At 69.2% G+C, this 14610-nt stretch carries 14 protein-coding genes; 3 read left to right on the top strand and 11 right to left on the bottom strand.

What is annotated here, in order from left to right:
* Window positions 1–15: 15 nt before the first annotated feature.
* From GT347_RS25420 to GT347_RS25410, 3 genes are read right to left on the bottom strand one after another with little or no spacing between them, the layout of a single operon-like run.
* Window positions 16–993, bottom strand: a complete 978-nt coding sequence (locus tag GT347_RS25420; RefSeq protein ID WP_160554841.1) for an acyl-CoA dehydrogenase family protein — start codon at window positions 991–993, stop codon at window positions 16–18.
* A gap of 10 nt (window positions 994–1003) precedes the next feature.
* Complete coding sequence (locus tag GT347_RS25415; RefSeq protein WP_160554840.1) at window positions 1004–2167, bottom strand: acyl-CoA dehydrogenase family protein; 1164 nt, start codon at window positions 2165–2167, stop codon at window positions 1004–1006.
* 33 nt (window positions 2168–2200) lie between these two features.
* Window positions 2201–3424, bottom strand: a complete 1224-nt coding sequence (locus tag GT347_RS25410) for a CaiB/BaiF CoA transferase family protein (RefSeq protein WP_160554839.1) — start codon at window positions 3422–3424, stop codon at window positions 2201–2203.
* 241 nt (window positions 3425–3665) lie between these two features.
* Here GT347_RS25410 and GT347_RS25405 point away from each other — a divergent pair, with 241 nt between their 5' ends.
* Window positions 3666–4457: a crotonase/enoyl-CoA hydratase family protein gene (locus tag GT347_RS25405; RefSeq protein ID WP_160554838.1), complete on the top strand. Its 792-nt coding sequence runs from the start codon at window positions 3666–3668 to the stop codon at window positions 4455–4457.
* Between the two features lie 66 nt (window positions 4458–4523).
* Window positions 4524–5435 (top strand): LysR substrate-binding domain-containing protein, encoded by a 912-nt coding sequence (locus GT347_RS25400; protein WP_160555519.1) that lies wholly within the window; start codon window positions 4524–4526, stop codon window positions 5433–5435.
* 6 nt (window positions 5436–5441) lie between these two features.
* Here the strand turns inward: GT347_RS25400 and GT347_RS25395 are convergent, their stop codons facing one another.
* Both GT347_RS25395 and GT347_RS25390 read right to left on the bottom strand, forming a co-directional pair.
* On the bottom strand, window positions 5442–6461 hold the full coding sequence (locus GT347_RS25395) for a Bug family tripartite tricarboxylate transporter substrate binding protein (protein WP_160554837.1): 1020 nt from the start codon (window positions 6459–6461) through the stop codon (window positions 5442–5444).
* On the bottom strand, window positions 6422–7636 hold the full coding sequence (locus tag GT347_RS25390) for a CaiB/BaiF CoA transferase family protein (RefSeq protein WP_160554836.1): 1215 nt from the start codon (window positions 7634–7636) through the stop codon (window positions 6422–6424). The genes GT347_RS25395 and GT347_RS25390 overlap by 40 nt, the downstream gene beginning before the upstream one ends.
* A gap of 204 nt (window positions 7637–7840) precedes the next feature.
* Between GT347_RS25390 and GT347_RS25385 the strand changes: the two genes are divergently transcribed.
* Entirely contained in the window at window positions 7841–8107 is a 267-nt protein-coding gene (locus GT347_RS25385) for a PsiF family protein (protein ID WP_160554835.1), read from the top strand.
* Here the strand turns inward: GT347_RS25385 and GT347_RS25380 are convergent, their stop codons facing one another.
* From GT347_RS25380 to GT347_RS25360, 6 genes are all read right to left on the bottom strand, one after another.
* The gene (locus GT347_RS25380) at window positions 8108–8635 is read right to left on the bottom strand and encodes a cytochrome b/b6 domain-containing protein (RefSeq protein WP_229722507.1); all 528 of its coding nucleotides are present in this window, start codon (window positions 8633–8635) and stop codon (window positions 8108–8110) included.
* On the bottom strand, window positions 8632–8913 hold the full coding sequence (locus tag GT347_RS27760; protein ID WP_229722505.1) for a PepSY domain-containing protein: 282 nt from the start codon (window positions 8911–8913) through the stop codon (window positions 8632–8634). The genes GT347_RS25380 and GT347_RS27760 overlap by 4 nt, the downstream gene beginning before the upstream one ends.
* 40 nt (window positions 8914–8953) lie before the next feature.
* Window positions 8954–9643, bottom strand: a complete 690-nt coding sequence (locus GT347_RS25375; RefSeq protein ID WP_160554833.1) for a Fe2+-dependent dioxygenase — start codon at window positions 9641–9643, stop codon at window positions 8954–8956.
* A 22-nt stretch (window positions 9644–9665) separates the two neighbouring features.
* Window positions 9666–11906 carry a TonB-dependent receptor gene (locus tag GT347_RS25370; RefSeq protein ID WP_229722503.1) on the bottom strand — a complete coding sequence of 747 codons (2241 nt, stop codon included), beginning with the start codon at window positions 11904–11906 and terminating at the stop codon, window positions 9666–9668.
* A 157-nt stretch (window positions 11907–12063) separates the two neighbouring features.
* Window positions 12064–13116 (bottom strand): acyltransferase family protein, encoded by a 1053-nt coding sequence (locus GT347_RS25365; protein ID WP_160554832.1) that lies wholly within the window; start codon window positions 13114–13116, stop codon window positions 12064–12066.
* A gap of 52 nt (window positions 13117–13168) precedes the next feature.
* On the bottom strand, window positions 13169–14605 hold the full coding sequence (locus GT347_RS25360) for an N-acyl-D-amino-acid deacylase family protein (RefSeq protein ID WP_160554831.1): 1437 nt from the start codon (window positions 14603–14605) through the stop codon (window positions 13169–13171).
* Window positions 14606–14610: the final 5 nt, after the last annotated feature.

The raw sequence follows: 14610 nt of genomic DNA, 5'->3' as shown, positions 1-14610 counted from the left end.
TCCTTTTTTTATTGCTCAGGCGGCGATGGAACGTACGAACTCCGCCATGGGCAGATCGGACGCGACCAGCGCCCGGCCCACGACCGCATGCCAGTGGTCCTCCGAGCCATGGGCGATGCGCCATTCGTGCAGGCGGCGGGTGAACAGCTGCAGGTCGTATTCCTCGGTGATGCCGATGGCACCGTGCACCGCGTGGGCGGTGTTGGCGATGGGCAAAGCCGCCTCGCTGGTGCGGGCCTTGGCGACGGCGGCGGCCAGCAGAGTGGGCACGGTGGGGCCGCTGGCGAAGGCGGCTTGTGCGGCCATGCCGGCGGCGGCCACCTGTTCGGCCATCACGCTGAGCGAGTGCTGGATCGCCTGGAACTTGCCGATGGAGCGGCCGAACTGGCTGCGGTCGTTGCCGTATTGCAGGGTGATCTCGAAGGCCCGCGAGGCGGCGCCGGCCAGCAGCGCGGCGTGCAGGGCGGCGCCCATGGCGCGCTGGGCATCGGCTAGCCGGGGAAAGCGGCGCACGGGCGTATCGGCGGGGAAATGCAGGCTGGCCGTCTGGCTTAGCGGCACGCCGGCTGTTTCGCGGCGGGCGGACTTGCAGTCCAGCAGCAGCAGGGATGCGCCGTCGTCGGCCAGCAGCCAGTCGGCGACGCGGCCGTAGGGCACCTGCGGGCAGAACCAGCCGCCCTGCCCTGGCTGCACCGCCGGCGCAAGGGTGATCAGGCCGGCAGGCACTTCGCCCGAAGGCAGCAGCGCCCGCGCGGCCAGGCTTTGCCCAACGGGCAGCGGCAGCGCATAACGGCCCAGCAGCCGCACGATGGGATACAGCTCGGCCAGCGGCAGGCCGGCGCCGCCGGCCTCCTCCGCGGCCATCAGCTCCAGGAAACCGGCCTCGGCGATGGCGCCCCACAAGGCTTGGTGGTCGCCGCCGGCCTCGATGGCGCGCACCACGGCGGGGGTGCAGCGGTCGCGCAGGATGTCTTCGAATGCTTCGGTGAACATGGGCTCTTCCTCAGCGCAGGCCGAGACCGCGGGCGATCATGCCGCGCAGGATCTCGCGGGTGCCGCCGCGCAGCGAATAGGTGGGTGCGACCTGGCTGACGTAGGCGCAGGCGCGTTGCAGTTCGGCGTCCAGCGCCTCTTCGGGGTCGGCGCCCAGGGCGGCCTCGATCAGCGCGGGAACGGCCTGTTCGAACTCGGTGCCGATGTCCTTGACCAGCGCCGCCGCGATCACCGGGCTCTGGCCGGATGCCAGCTGGGCGGTGACGGCGATGGACAGGTTGCGCAGCACGCTCAGATGGGTGGCGAAGCGGCCCAGCACGGCGGCATGGCGGGCGGCCTGGCCGCTGGCGCGCAACACGGTGAGCCAGCGGTCCAGCAGCACGATGCTGGAGTAGAGGCGCTCCGGCCCGCTGCGTTCGAAGGCGAGTTCGGCCGTCACCTGCTCCCAGCCGCTGCCCTCCTGGCCGATCAGGGCCTCGGGCGGCAGGGCCACGTCGTCGAAGAAGACTTCCGAGAAATGCGCGTCGCCGGCCAGGTCGCGGATGGGGCGGATGGTCACGCCCGGCAGGGACAGGTCCACGATGAACTGCGACAGGCCCTGGTGCCGGTCCTCCGCCGTGCCGGAGCTGCGCACCAGGGCGATCATGTACTGGCAGTTCTGCGCATTGGTCGTCCAGATCTTGCGGCCGTTGAGGCGCCAGCCGCCGCCATCGGCGGGCGTGGCGCGGCTGCCCACGCTGGCCAGGTCGGAGCCGGCGTTGGGCTCGCTCATGCCGATGCAGAAGAAGGCCTCGCCGGCGCAGATGCGCGGGAGGTAGAAGTCCTTCTGGGCGGCGGTGCCGTATTTGAGGATCAGCGGGCCGCTCTGGCGGTCGGCGATCCAGTGGCCGGCCACGGGGGCGCCGGCGGCCAGCAGTTCCTCCACCAGCACGAAACGCGAGAAGGCGTCGAGCGCCGCGCCTCCGTATTCGCGCGGCAGGGTCACGCCGACCCAGCCGCGCGCGGCCAGACGGCGGCTGAAGGCGGCGTCGAAACCCATCCAGGATCGGGCGCGCACATCGGCGGGCAGCTCGGGCATTTCGGTGGCGAGGAACTGGCGCACTTCGGCGCGGAAAGCCTGGGCCTCGGGCGGCAGCGTGGCCAGGTGGAGTTGGTCTAGCAGGGGGGAGGACATCGGTCTGGGCTGGCTCCGGTTCTGGGTCGGGATCTAGATCACGCCGCGCTCGCGCAGGCCCGCGATGCCGGCGGCATCCAGGCCCAGCACGCCGCCCAGCACCGCGTCGGTGTGCTCGCCCAGGGTGGGCGCGGCGCGTTCGTAGCGGATCGGCGTGGCGGAAAAGCGGATCGGGCCGGCGACGGCCGGGGCCTGCACGCCGCTGGCATGCGGCAGGTCCAGCCGCATGCCGCGGTGGCGCACCTGCGGGTCTTCGAAGACCTGGCGCATGTCGTGGATCGGGCCGCAGGGGACATTCGCGGCTTCCAGCGCCGTGACCCATTCGGCCATGGTGCGTGTGAGGAAGGCGGCGGCGAACTGCGGGATCAGCGCCTCGCGGTTCACGCTGCGCAGGCCGGGGCTGGTGAAGCGCGGATCCGTCGCCAGGTCCTCGCGGCCTATCACCCGGCAGGCGGCGCGGTACTGGCCGTCGTTGCCCACGGCCAGGATCAGGCTGCCCTCGCGGCAGGCGAAGACCTGGTAGGGCACCATGTTCGAATGCGCATTGCCCATGCGCTGGGGGATGCGGCCGGAGAGGAAGTAGTTGATCGCCTGGTAGGAGCTGACCGCCACCACGCAGTCGAGCAGCGAGAGGTCGATGTGCTGGCCCTGGCCGCTGTGATGGCGGTGTTCGATCGCGGCCAGGATGGCGCTGGTGGCGTACATGCCGCAGAGCAGGTCGCTGATCGCCACGCCCACCTTCATCGGCTCGTCCCCGGGCGTGCCCTGGGGCTGGCCGGTGATGCTCATCAGGCCGCCCATGCCCTGGAAGACGAAGTCGTAGCCGGGCAGCGCGGCATAGGGGCCGTCCTGGCCGAAGCCGGTGACGGAGCAGTAGACCAGGCGCGGGTTGATCTTCTGCAGGTCGTCCCAGCCCAGGCCGTAGCGCGCCAGGGTGCCGACCTTGTAGTTCTCGACCACCACGTCGGCCCACAGGGCCAGCTCGCGTACCAGGGCCTGGCCTTCGGCGCAGGCGATGTCGCAGGTGACCGAACGCTTGCCGCGGTTGGCGCTGAGGAAGTAGGCCGAGTCGGTGGTTTCCTGGCCCTGGCCGTCCTTCAGGAAGGGCGGGCCCCAGGCGCGGGTGTCGTCGCCGACGACAGGACGTTCGATCTTGATGACCTCGGCGCCCATGTCGGCCAGGTTCTGCGTGGCCCACGGGCCGGCGAGGACGCGGGTGAGGTCCAGCACCTTCAGATGCCCCAGTGCGGTGGCCATGGGCGGCGTTCCTTGTCTCTCATTTTTGTGTTGGAGGGAGCTTAAGGACGGGCTGGCGCAGGCGTCCAATATCGATTGAACCGAGGGCGATACGTGGGACATATCAACCATCGGGATCAACCCTAGGCTGATCCCGTACCGTGTATCAGCCATCTCGGAATCGATATTGGACGCCCCTGCCCCGCCTGCCTAAGCTGCCCGCTCCTGCCGCAAGACAAGACCAGACAAGCGAGACAAGCCCATGCCGGACACCCTGCTCTACCAACAAGACGGCCCCGTCGTCACCCTCACCCTCAACGACCCCGAGCGCCGCAATCCGCTCACCGGCAACGACATCGTGGACCGGTTGCTGGAAGCCATCGCCCGCATCGAGGCCGACGATGCCGTGCGGGTGGTGATCCTGACCGGCGCCGGCACCGCCTTCTCGGCCGGCGGCGACATCCGCACCATGCAGCAGCAGGCCACCGGCGACCATGGGCCGATGAAGCTGCGCCGCGACTACCGCGGCGGCATCCAGCGCCTGCCGCTGGCGCTGTTCAACCTGGAGGTGCCGGTGATCGCCGCCGTCAACGGCGCGGCCGTGGGCGCGGGGCTGGACCTGAGCTGCATGTGCGACATCCGCATCGCCTCGGAGCACGCCAAGTTCGCCGAGAGTTTCGTCAAGCTCGGCCTGATCGCGGGCGACGGCGGCTCCTGGCTACTGCCCAAGCTGATCGGGCTGTCGCGCGCGGCCGAGATGTCCTTCACCGGCGAGACCATCGATGCGCGCCAGGCGCTGGAATGGAACCTGGTCTCGCGGGTGGTGCCGGCGACGGAGCTGATGGATGCGGCGCGCGTCATGGCCGCTCGCATCGCCGCCAATCCCACCCATGCGGTGCGGCTGACCAAACGCCTGATCCGCGAGAGCCTGCATTCCCGGCTCGACACGGTGCTGGAGATGGCGGCGATGTTCCAGGCCGTCTCGCACCAGACGCCCGAACACAAGGAGGCGGTGGACGCCTTCCTGGAAAAACGCGCGCCGAAGTTCGGCTGAAAAAGCATGGCCGCAGGCTCGCGTATGCTGTCCCGCCCGACCCACGAGAGCCACCGCGCGACATCCATGGACCTGCGCCGCATCCGGCATTTCGTCGTCCTGGCCGAGACACTGAACTTCCGCCGCGCCGCCGAGCGGCTGCACATGGCGCAGCCGCCGCTGTCGGTGTCGATCCAGAAGCTGGAGGCCGAACTCGGCACCCGCCTGTTCGACCGCAGCACCAGCGGCGTGGCGCTCACCGCCAGCGGCCGGGCGGCGCTGGCCGAGGCGCGGCGGGTGCTGTTCTACAACGAGCAGTTCCGCGAGCAGGCCAGCAGCGCGGCGCAGGGCACCAGCGGGCAACTGCTGGTGGGTTTCGTGGGCTCGACCGCCTCGGGCATGCTGCAGAAGCTGGTGCCGCAGTTCCGGGCGGAATACCCGGGGGTGGAGCTGATCCTGCGGGAGTCCACCTCGGGCGCGATCATGCAGCAGATCGTGGGCGACGAACTTGATGTGGGCCTGGTGCGCACGCCCCTGCTGGAGAGCAGCACCGCGCGCCTGCTGCCGCTGGAGCGCGACTGTTTCGTGGCCGCCCTGCCCCGGGGCAATGCCCTGGCCGCGCGCGCCGAGCTGCGCCTGGCCGACCTGGCCGAGCAGCCCTTCGTGATGTACACACGCGCCTTCGCCGCCGGCCTGCACAGCGCCACCATGCTGGCCTGCCAGGCCACCGGATTCGTGCCGCTGGTGGCGCAGGAAGCCACCCAGATCCAGACGGTGCTGGCCATGGTGGAGAGCGGCCTGGGCGTGGCCCTGGTGCCTTCGGTGACGCAGCGCTTCACCAGCCAGAAGATGGTGTTCCGCCGGCTCGTCGACCTGCCGGAAGCGGCCGATATCGGCCTGGCCCTGGCCTTCAAGCCCGAACGCGAGAGCGCGGCGGCGCTGCGTTTTCGGGAGATGGCGGCGCGCGAGTACAGCAATGCACTCGCCGCGGCCGCCTGAGCCTGCTCACTGATCCAGGCTGACCCCGGTCGCCTTCACCACCGAACTCCAGCGCGCCAGCTCCTTGCGGATATAGGCGCCGTACTCCTCCGGCGTGGAGCCCAGCGGCTCGGCGCCCTGCTGGGCCAGCTTGGCGCGCAGGTCGGGGTTCTGCAGCGCCTTCTTCACCTCGGCGTTGAGCCGCTGCACCACGGCCGGCGGCGTGCCGGTGGGCGCCAGCAGGCCCTGCCAGGCGCCGACCTCGAAGCCGGGCATGCCGGATTCGGCCAGCGTCGGCACATCGGGGAACAGCGACATGCGTCTGGCGGTGCTCACCGCCAGGATGCGGATGCGTTTGTCATGGATGAAGGGGATGACCGAGTTGATGGTGTCGGTCATGAAGCCGATCTGCCCGCCCGCCAGGTCCACATCGGCCGGCGCGCTGCCCTTGTAGGGCACATGGGCCGCGTCGATGCCGAAGGCCCGCACCACCTGGAAGGCGCCCAGGTGGGTGACGTTGCCGTTGCCGGCCGAGCCGTAGCTGAGCTTGCCCGGGTTGGCCTTGGCGTAGGCGACGAACTCCTGCACCGTCTGCACCGGCAGCTGCGGGTTGACCACCAGCGCCAACGGCACCACCGCCGTCAGGGCGATGGGGGTGAAATCGCGCTGCACGTCGTAGGGCACGCTTTTGTAGAGCGCCGGGCTGAGGGTGATCGAGGAGGTGTTGTAGAGCAGCGTGTAGCCATCGGCCGCCGCCTTGGCGACCAGGGTGGCGCCGATATTGCCGTTGGCGCCGCCGCGGTTGTCGACGAGGATGCTCTGGCCGAGCTGCTCGGACATCTTCTGCGCCAGCACCCGCGCTACCAGATCGGTGGGGCCGCCCGGCGGGAAGGGCACGACCATGGTGATCGGCTTGGCCTGGGGCCAGGGCGACTGGGCCTGGGCGGCCTGCTGGGTGAAGGAGGCCGCCAGGAACGCGGCGGCGGCCAGGGCCAGGCGCCGGCCCTTCAGGGCGACGCGGGGCCGGTTGCGGAAGTGATGGGGCATGCTGTCTTGTCTCCGTTTTCTTTCGATGACGCGGCGCCCGGCCAGCCGGCGGCGGCCAGGCATTCCTGCGTGTGTTCGCCCAGGCGCGGCGGCATGCGCACGGGGGCCCGCTGGCCGTCGAAGCGGATCGGCGAAGCGGGAAATCTCATGCGGCCCATGGCGGGGTCTTCGAGGGTCTCGAAGAAGCCGAGGGCGGCGAGCTGCGGGTCGTCCAGCAGCTGGGCCAGGGTCTGCACCGGGGCGGCGGGGATCTCCATGCGCGCGCAGGCGTCCAGCCAGTAGGCGGTGCTGTCGCGCGCCACGAAGGCGCCGGCGGTTTCCAGCAGCTCGCCGATATGGCGGGTGCGCTGTGTCATGTCGACGAAACGCGGGTCGCTCGCCAGTTCGGGCGCGCCGACGTGGTCGAAGAAGCGCTGCCAGTGCAGGTTGGTGTAGGGCATCAGGCAGACATGGCCGTCGGTGGTGCGCCAGGGCCGGCGCCAGGGCGTGGTCACCCGGCTGTAGCCCACCGGGCCGGCGGGCGGATCGAAGTGGGCGCCGTAGAGGTGCTCGACCAGGTTGAAGGCGACCATGGTCTCGAACATCGGGATCTCGACCGCGCAGCCCTCGCCGGTGCGGCCGCGCTGCACCAGGGCGGCCAGGATGGCGTGGGCCGCCACCTGGGCGCAGGTCTTGTCGGCGGCGATGGTGGGCAGGTAGCGGGCCTCGCCGGTCTGCTCCTGCACCAGGCCGACGGTGCCGGACATGCCCTGGATCACGTCGTCGTAGGCCGGCCGTCCGGCATAGGGCCCGCCTTCGGCGAAGCCGTGCAGGCTGGCATAGACCAGGCGCGGGAACTTGGCTCGCAGCTGCTCCGGCGCGATGCCCAGCGCCGCCAGCTTCTGCGGCCGCATGCTGTGCATGAAGACATCGGCGTTGGCGAGCAATGCCTGCAGCTGCGCCCTGCCCTCGGCCTGCTTCAGGTCGAGCAGCACACTCTTCTTGCTGCGGTTCGATCCCAGGAAGATCGCGGCCATGCCGGCTTCCGTCGCCGGGCCGGTGTGGCGGGTGGAATCACCGCCGGGGGCTTCGATCTTGATGACCTCGGCGCCGTAGTCGGCCAGCACCTGGCTGGCGAGCGGGCCGAAGACGACGGTGGACAGGTCGATGACCCGGATACCGGACAAAGGATGCATGAAGGCGGGTCTCCTCGCGCCCGGCTGCTGCCGTCCGGGCGTCGCTCAGCCGATTCTTGGCCCTGGTAGCTGGGCCGTCCAATATCGTTTTGGGCGAAGTTGATAGCCGTGGGGTATTGGGGACCGTCAGGCGGATTGCTTTATCTGTAACCGCATGCTGCAATCTTCGGGCGCTGTCCCGGCGCGCTCCAACACACACAACACATGAAGAAGATCATCACCGCCTCCCTGCTCGGCCTGCTTCTGGCCTCGGGCGTTCACGCAGCCGGCAGCGCCCAGCAGAACCTGATGGGCACCTGCAATACCGAAGCCACCGGCAAGAAGGGCGAGGAACGCAAGGCCTTCATGAGCAGCTGCCTGTCCGACGGCAAGAAGCGTCAGCAGGAAAAGATGAAGATGTGCAATACCGACGCGACCGGCAAGAAGGGCGACGAGCGCAAGGCCTTCATGTCGGACTGCCTGAAGAAGTAATCAGTCTTCGGCGCGTTTGTCGCCGGCCAGCATGGCGGCGACGAGGTTCTCGCGGTGGCGCAGGCTGGTGAAGACCACGCCCGCCACATGCAGCGGCACCAGGGCCACCACGGTCCAGGCCAGCAGCTGGTGCAGCTGGTCCAGCCAGGCCAGGCCGAAGAAGGCGTCGGTCGTGTAGAGCCAGCCGGTGAAGCAGGTTCCGGCGACGGTCAGCCAGAGCGCCACGGCCATCCAGCCGCCCAGCGGGTTGTGGCCCAGGTGGCGCTCTTCCCTTCCGGCCATCAGTCGTCGTGCATAGGCCAGCGTGGCGCGCGGCCCGCGCAGGAAGTCGGCGAAACGTGCATGCCGGCTGCCGATGAAACCCCATGCCACACGCACCGCGACCGCGGCGGCGATGGTGTAGCCGATGCGGATGTGCCAGGCCTCCGAGCCCTCGGAGGTGAACCAGGCCAGCGCCACGCCCACGGCCACCAGCCAGTGCGTGAGACGCACCAGCCAGTCCCAGACGCGGACGGTGCCGGGCTTCACTTGTCCTGCGGGACTTCCGCCACCTTCTCGAAGGTCTTGGGATGGAAGAACACCTCCACCCGCGCGCCCTTCTCGTCGAATCCGTAGACCTCGTAGCAGCTGTTGTAGGTCTTGACCTGGCGCACCTTCCAGCCGCGTTCTTCCAGGGTTTTCTGCAGTTCCATCTGGCCGCGCCATTCGGACTTGTGTGCTTCGGGGCTGCACTGGATATTGCCGTGCTGGGCCAGGGCGGCGGCCGAGGCCAGGACCAGGGCGGGGGCGATGAGGAGTCGTTTCATGTCGATCGGGTTTCGGGCTGAAGATCGGGCGGGACGCGGTTCAGACGTCCAGCCACATCCGCAGCAGGTTGTGATAGGTGGAAGTGAGGCCGATGACGGAGGGGTCGGCCTCGCCCAAGGAAGAGTCCGAACGCAGGCGGCGCAGATGGTTGTCCATGTCGAAGAGCAGGCGGCGCTGCTCGTCGCTGCGCACCATGCTCTGGATCCAGAAATAGCTGGCGATGCGTTCGCCGCGGGTGACCGACTCCACCCGGTGCACGCTGGTGCCGGGATACAGCACCAGGTCGCCGGCGGCCAGCTTCACCCGGTGTTCGCCGAAGGTGTCCTCGATCATCAGCTCGCCGCCGTCGTATTCGTCCGGCTCCGAGAGGAACAGGGTGCAGGAGATGTCGGTGCGCACCCGCGCGCCGTTGCGCATGTAGCGCACGGCGCTGTCCACATGGTTGCCGAAGGCGTTGGCCTCGCCCCCATAGCGGTTGAACAGCGGCGGCGAGATCTGCTTGGGCAGGGCGGCCGAGAAGAACAGCGCATGCCGCTCCATGCCCTGCAGCAACAGCTGCTGGCAGGCACGGGTGGCTTCGCAGTCTTCCGGCAACTGGCGGTTGTTCTTGGCCTGGGCGGACTGGGTGCCGGCGGTGATCCGGCCGTCGGCCCAGGGGGCCTCGGCCAGGATCGCCCGCGCCCGGGCCACTTCGTCCTTGCTCAGGACTTCCTTGACGTGCAGCAGCATGGGCGCAGGATATCCGCGGTGGTCAGAAACGCATGCCGATGGTGGCCAGCACCTGGCGCTTGGCGCCGAGCACCGCGAAGCCGGGGTACAGCGCATCGCCGTAGGCCTTGTCGCCGAGGTTGCTCACGTTGAGCTGGGCGTAGAGGTCGGGCGTGAATTTGTACTCGGCCATGGCGTCGAAAACCATGAAGCCCGGTGCACGTGCGTTGGGCGAGATGGCGCCGCTGGTGCCGGCCAGTGCGAAGTTCTCCGAGGAGCCATGGCCGCCGAGCGCCACGCGGAACTTGGCGTTGGCCTGGTAGCTGACCCACAGGGCGCCCGAGCGCTTGGGCGTCAGGCCCACACGCTGGCCGACGGTGGCCTGGGCGGTGGCGGCGGAGCCGGCCGCGTCGATCTTGGCATCGGGAATCCAGGTGAAGGAACCGTAGACCTCCCACTGCGGCGTGATGCGGCCGACCACGTCGAGTTCCACGCCGGTCGAATGGCGCTTGCCGGACAGGGTGTAGGCGATGTTGCCGAAGTCGGCATCGGTGGTGCGTTCGTTGAACTTCTCGCTGCGGAAGATGGCGCCGCGGGTGGAGAGGTTGCCGTCGAGCCAGTCGAGCTTGGCACCGAGTTCGATGTTCCGGCTCTTCTCCGGCGGCGTGTTGGCGTTCTGCGCGTTGGTGAAGCGGTAGGTGTCGGCGGCCGTGGTGAAGGAGGTGCCGTAGGACAGGTGGTAGGACTGGGTGGTGCTCGGCTGGAACAACAGGCCGGCGCGGTAGCTCCAGGGCGAGAAGTCGAAGCTGTTCGAGGCGGTGGCGGTGCGCACCGTGCTGTTGGCGTTGGCGTAGGTGTACTGCTCGTAGTTGCCATCGAACTTGTCGTAGCGCACGCCGCCCAGCACCTTCCACATGGGGGCGACCTGCACCAGGTCTTGCAGGTAAAGGCCCAGGGCGTCGGACTTGTAGCCTTCGGTGCCGCGGTAGGTGGGCGACACGTTCAGGCGGGTGCCGTCGTCGGGGTTGCCGACGGTGGTGTTGCCCTTGGCGTAGTTGGTGCCGACGGTGCCGTAGCCGCCGAAACGCAGGGCCTGCTCGTGGGCGGCGTCGATGCCGGCCAGCAGTTCGTGGCGCATGCCGCCGAGCTCGAGCGACTTGCTGTAGTCGCTCTGCACATAGGTGCTCTTGAAGCGGTCCTTGCGCGGTGCCAGGCCGACGCGGGTCAGGATGGTGTTGTCGCCGAAGTTGGCGGCGGTGGTGGCCACGCCGTTGGTGGTGCCGATGCGGGCCTGGGTGATCCAGGTCTGGCGTTCGAAGACGCCGCTGCGGAACTGGGTGCGCAGCTCGGAGCCGTCGCCGAAGAGGTGCTTCCAGTTGCCGTGCACATAGGTGGCGTTGCCGTCGGCGTAGTCGGAATCGGTGCCGTAGAAGGCGCCGGCCTTGACCGGGGCCAGCTTGCCGCCCACGTAACCGATGCCGGACGGCGGCACGTTGTTGTTGTTCAGGTAGAAGGCGCCGAGGGTGAACTCGTCCGGCGTGCCCAGGCCCCAGCTGTAGCTGGGCGCGATGCCGTTCTTGTCGATGCTGGCGCCGTCGTTGTCGGCCTTGTTGTACATGGCGTTCAGGCGCAGGGCGGTGGTTTCGGTCAGGCGCTTGTTGACGTCGACCGTGGTGCGCAGATAGCCCATGGTGCCGGCGGAGACGGTCACGTCGGACTGGTCGAGCAGCATCGGCTTCTTGGCCACCTGGTTGACCACGCCGCCGGTGGAGCCGCGGCCGAAGAGCATGGAGGCCGAGCCCTTCATCACTTCGATGCGCTCGGTGTTGAAGGTGTCGCGGTCGTACTGCGAGGGGTCGCGCATGCCGTCGATCATCAGGTCGCCGGTGGTGGCGATGGGAAAGCCGCGCAGGCGGATGTCCTGGTCGGTGCCGTTCTCGGTGGCGGCGAAGGTGATGCCGGCGGTGTAGTGCAGCGCGTCCTTCAGGGTGTCGAGCTTGATGTCGTCGATCAGCTTCTCGGTGATGACGGTGATCGACTGCGGGATGTCGCGAATGTCCTGCGTGCCCTTGCCGATATTGGTCTTCTTGGTCAGCAGCGCGTCCTTGCCCTGCACGTCGGCCTGCTCGGTCACGGTGACGGCGGGCAGGGTCTGGGCGGTGGCGGGCATGGCCCAGCCGGTGACGGAAGCCGCCAGCATCATGGCGCCCAGGGGCGTCAGCGCCTGTTCCGGGTGGGTAAAGGCAGGCGTGCGCCCGAACGTCGGCTCGGCAGTCTTGGCCATGGAATGGAATCCCCTCGTGTTTTGATGAAAAACGTCCCAGCGAGGAGTCCCTCCCCCCATCTTCGAACGCGGGCGCATTCTATTTGCGAATGCGAACTCCTATCAATCAAATTTTCACGGGAGGGACATAAATCCCACATCAGGCCGATACACGGCCTCAGCCTTCGCGCGCTGCGGAACGCTCCACGCGCGCGCCGGTGAAGGCCCCCAGCCGACGCGTCATCGGCAGCTCCAGCCAGCGGTAGACCAGCTCGCCGACGGCCACGCAGACCAGGACGGCCGCCACGGCGAACAGCCAGGTGCCGCCCGGCAGCAGGTGCAGCCCGAGCCGGCGCCAGAGCTGCGAGAAAGCAGACAGCACGATGGGATGCGAAAGGTAAACGCTGTAGGAAATGTCGCCCAGCCAGCGCAGCCCGCGCCAGGCCGGCAGGCGGCCGGAACGTTCCCACAGCAGGGCGCCGGCGACGACCATGGTGGCGGGCAGCCCGGTGGCCAGCGCCGAAGGCACGGTGGGCCCGTGTTCGGCGAAGGCCATCAGTGCCGCGAAGCCGGCCAGCAGCAGGCAGGGTCCCGTCCATGCCGGCCCCTCACGCCCGACGGCCCCCTGCCACCAGCGGGCCACCGCCATGCCGAAGACGAACTCCAGCATGATCGAGGAGGTATAGGCCTGCGCCACCGGCCTGGTCGCCCAGCCGCCCAGGCCCAGGGCCACGAGCAGCGCGATCGTCGCCGTGGTCGCCCAAAAGCGCCAAGCCGCGGGCAGCAGCAGCGCTGCGCCGTAGACCAGGTAGAAGAGCATTTCGTAGTTGAGCGTCCAGCCCACCACCAGCACCGGATCCACCCGCCCGCCGGCCGAGGGCGTGAAGAAGAAGAGATAGGAGCCGGCCACCTTCAGCCAGTCCAGCCGTGCCGACTGCAGCAGCTGCGGCGCCGCCACCAGCACGGCCACCACCACACTCGTCAGCAGCCAGTACAGCGGCGCGATCCGCACCAGGCGGCGGCGGTAGAAGCTCAGCGGCCCCTGCTGCCGCCCCACGGTGGTGTGCCACATCAAAAAGCCGCTGAGCACGAAGAAGATGTCCACGCCGGTATAGCCCCAGGAGGGCCACCAGCCGTGGTAGTCCATGCGTTCGAGCTGGAGCTGGAGATGCACGCAGACCACCAACAAGGCGGCGATGCCGCGAAGGTGCTGCAGGCTGATGAAGGGCATCGGGGCGGACTCTGGGAAACGGGCGAGTCCGCCAGCTTAACGAACTGCCGGGTCAGTTCCTCTGGCGGCGCAGCACGGCGCCGGCATGCACGTCGCGGGTTTCGCCGCGCCTGCAGGCCAGGGAGCCGTTCACATAGACCGCCTCGACACCCGCGCTGACCAGCGTCGGCTCGGCAAAGCTCGCCCGGTCCGCCACCGTGGCGGCATCGAACAGCACCACGTCCGCCGCATGGCCGACGGCCAGCAGGCCGCGCCCGCGCAGGCCGAAACGGCGGGCGCTCAGCCCGGTCATCTTGTGCACCGCCGTCTCCAGCGAGAACAGGCGCAGGTCGCGCACGTAGTGGCCCAGCACCCGCGGGAAGCTGCCCCACAGCCGCGGATGCGGGCTGACATCGTGGGCCAGCCCGTCGGAGCCGACCATCGCCATGGGGTGCGACAGGATGCGGTTCACATCGTCCTGGCTCATCGCGAAATACACCGCGCCGGCCGGCTGCAGCCTCCCGGCGAGTTCCACCGGATCGCAGCCGCGCTCCCGCGCCAGTTCGAACAGCGAGCGGCCGGCGGCGGACGGGTCGGCCCGGGACCAGGTCACCAGCACATCGTCCGACTGCCGGATGCGCGAGGCCAGCAGCATGGTGGAGGACGCGTTGTAGGGATAGCAGTCGAAACACACGCCCTGCCCCGCCGCGGCCGCCTCGATCAAGGCCAGGGTCTCGGCGGAGCGGCCATGGTTGTTGCGGCCGATCAGCTTGTGGTGGGAAAGCACCGTGTCCACCCCGAGCCGGCGGCCTATCAGCAGCGCCTCGCGCAGGGCTTCGTCGATATCGTCGGCCTCGTCGCGGATGTGCATGGCGACCAGGCCGCCGGCCGCGGTCAGCGGCGCGCCGACGGCGATCACCTCCTCCGCGCTGGCGGCGCGGGCCGGCGGGTAGTAGAGGCCGGTGGACATGCCGATCGCGCCCGCATCCATCGCCTCGGCCATGTCGGCCGCCATGAGGGCGGTTTCCGCGGCGGTGGCCACCCGGTCGAGGTCGGCCATGTGGCGCACCCGCAGCGTGGAATGGCCGACCAGGCAGGCCGCGTTGGTGGCCGGGCGGGAGCGTTCCAGCGCATCGAGGTAGTCGCCGAAGCGGTCGAAGCGCCAAGCGTCCTCGCCCAGCAGGTCCAGCGGCGGCACGGGCGTGTGCCGCGCCAGCAGCGGCGCCAGGCTGATGCCGCAGTTGCCGGTGACGACCGTGGTCACGCCTTGCGAAAGCTTGGGGTGCGCGCCCTCCGGCGCATCCAGCAGCAGGCGGTCGTCGTGGGTGTGCACGTCGATGAAACCCGGCGCCACGATCAGCCCGCCGGCATCCACCCGCTGGCCGGCGGCGCTGCCCGACAGCTCGCCGATGGCGGCGATGCGGCCCTGGGTGATGCCCACATCGGCACGCATACGCGGCGCGGCGCTGCCGTCGATGACGGTGCCGCCTTCGATGATCAGGTCGAACATCGGCC

The organism is Xylophilus rhododendri, from assembly GCF_009906855.1.
Taxonomy (GTDB): Bacteria; Pseudomonadota; Gammaproteobacteria; order Burkholderiales; family Burkholderiaceae_C; genus Xylophilus; species Xylophilus rhododendri.
The sequence above is the reverse complement of the archived record's forward strand: the minus strand, read 5'-3'. Positions and strand labels throughout refer to the sequence as shown.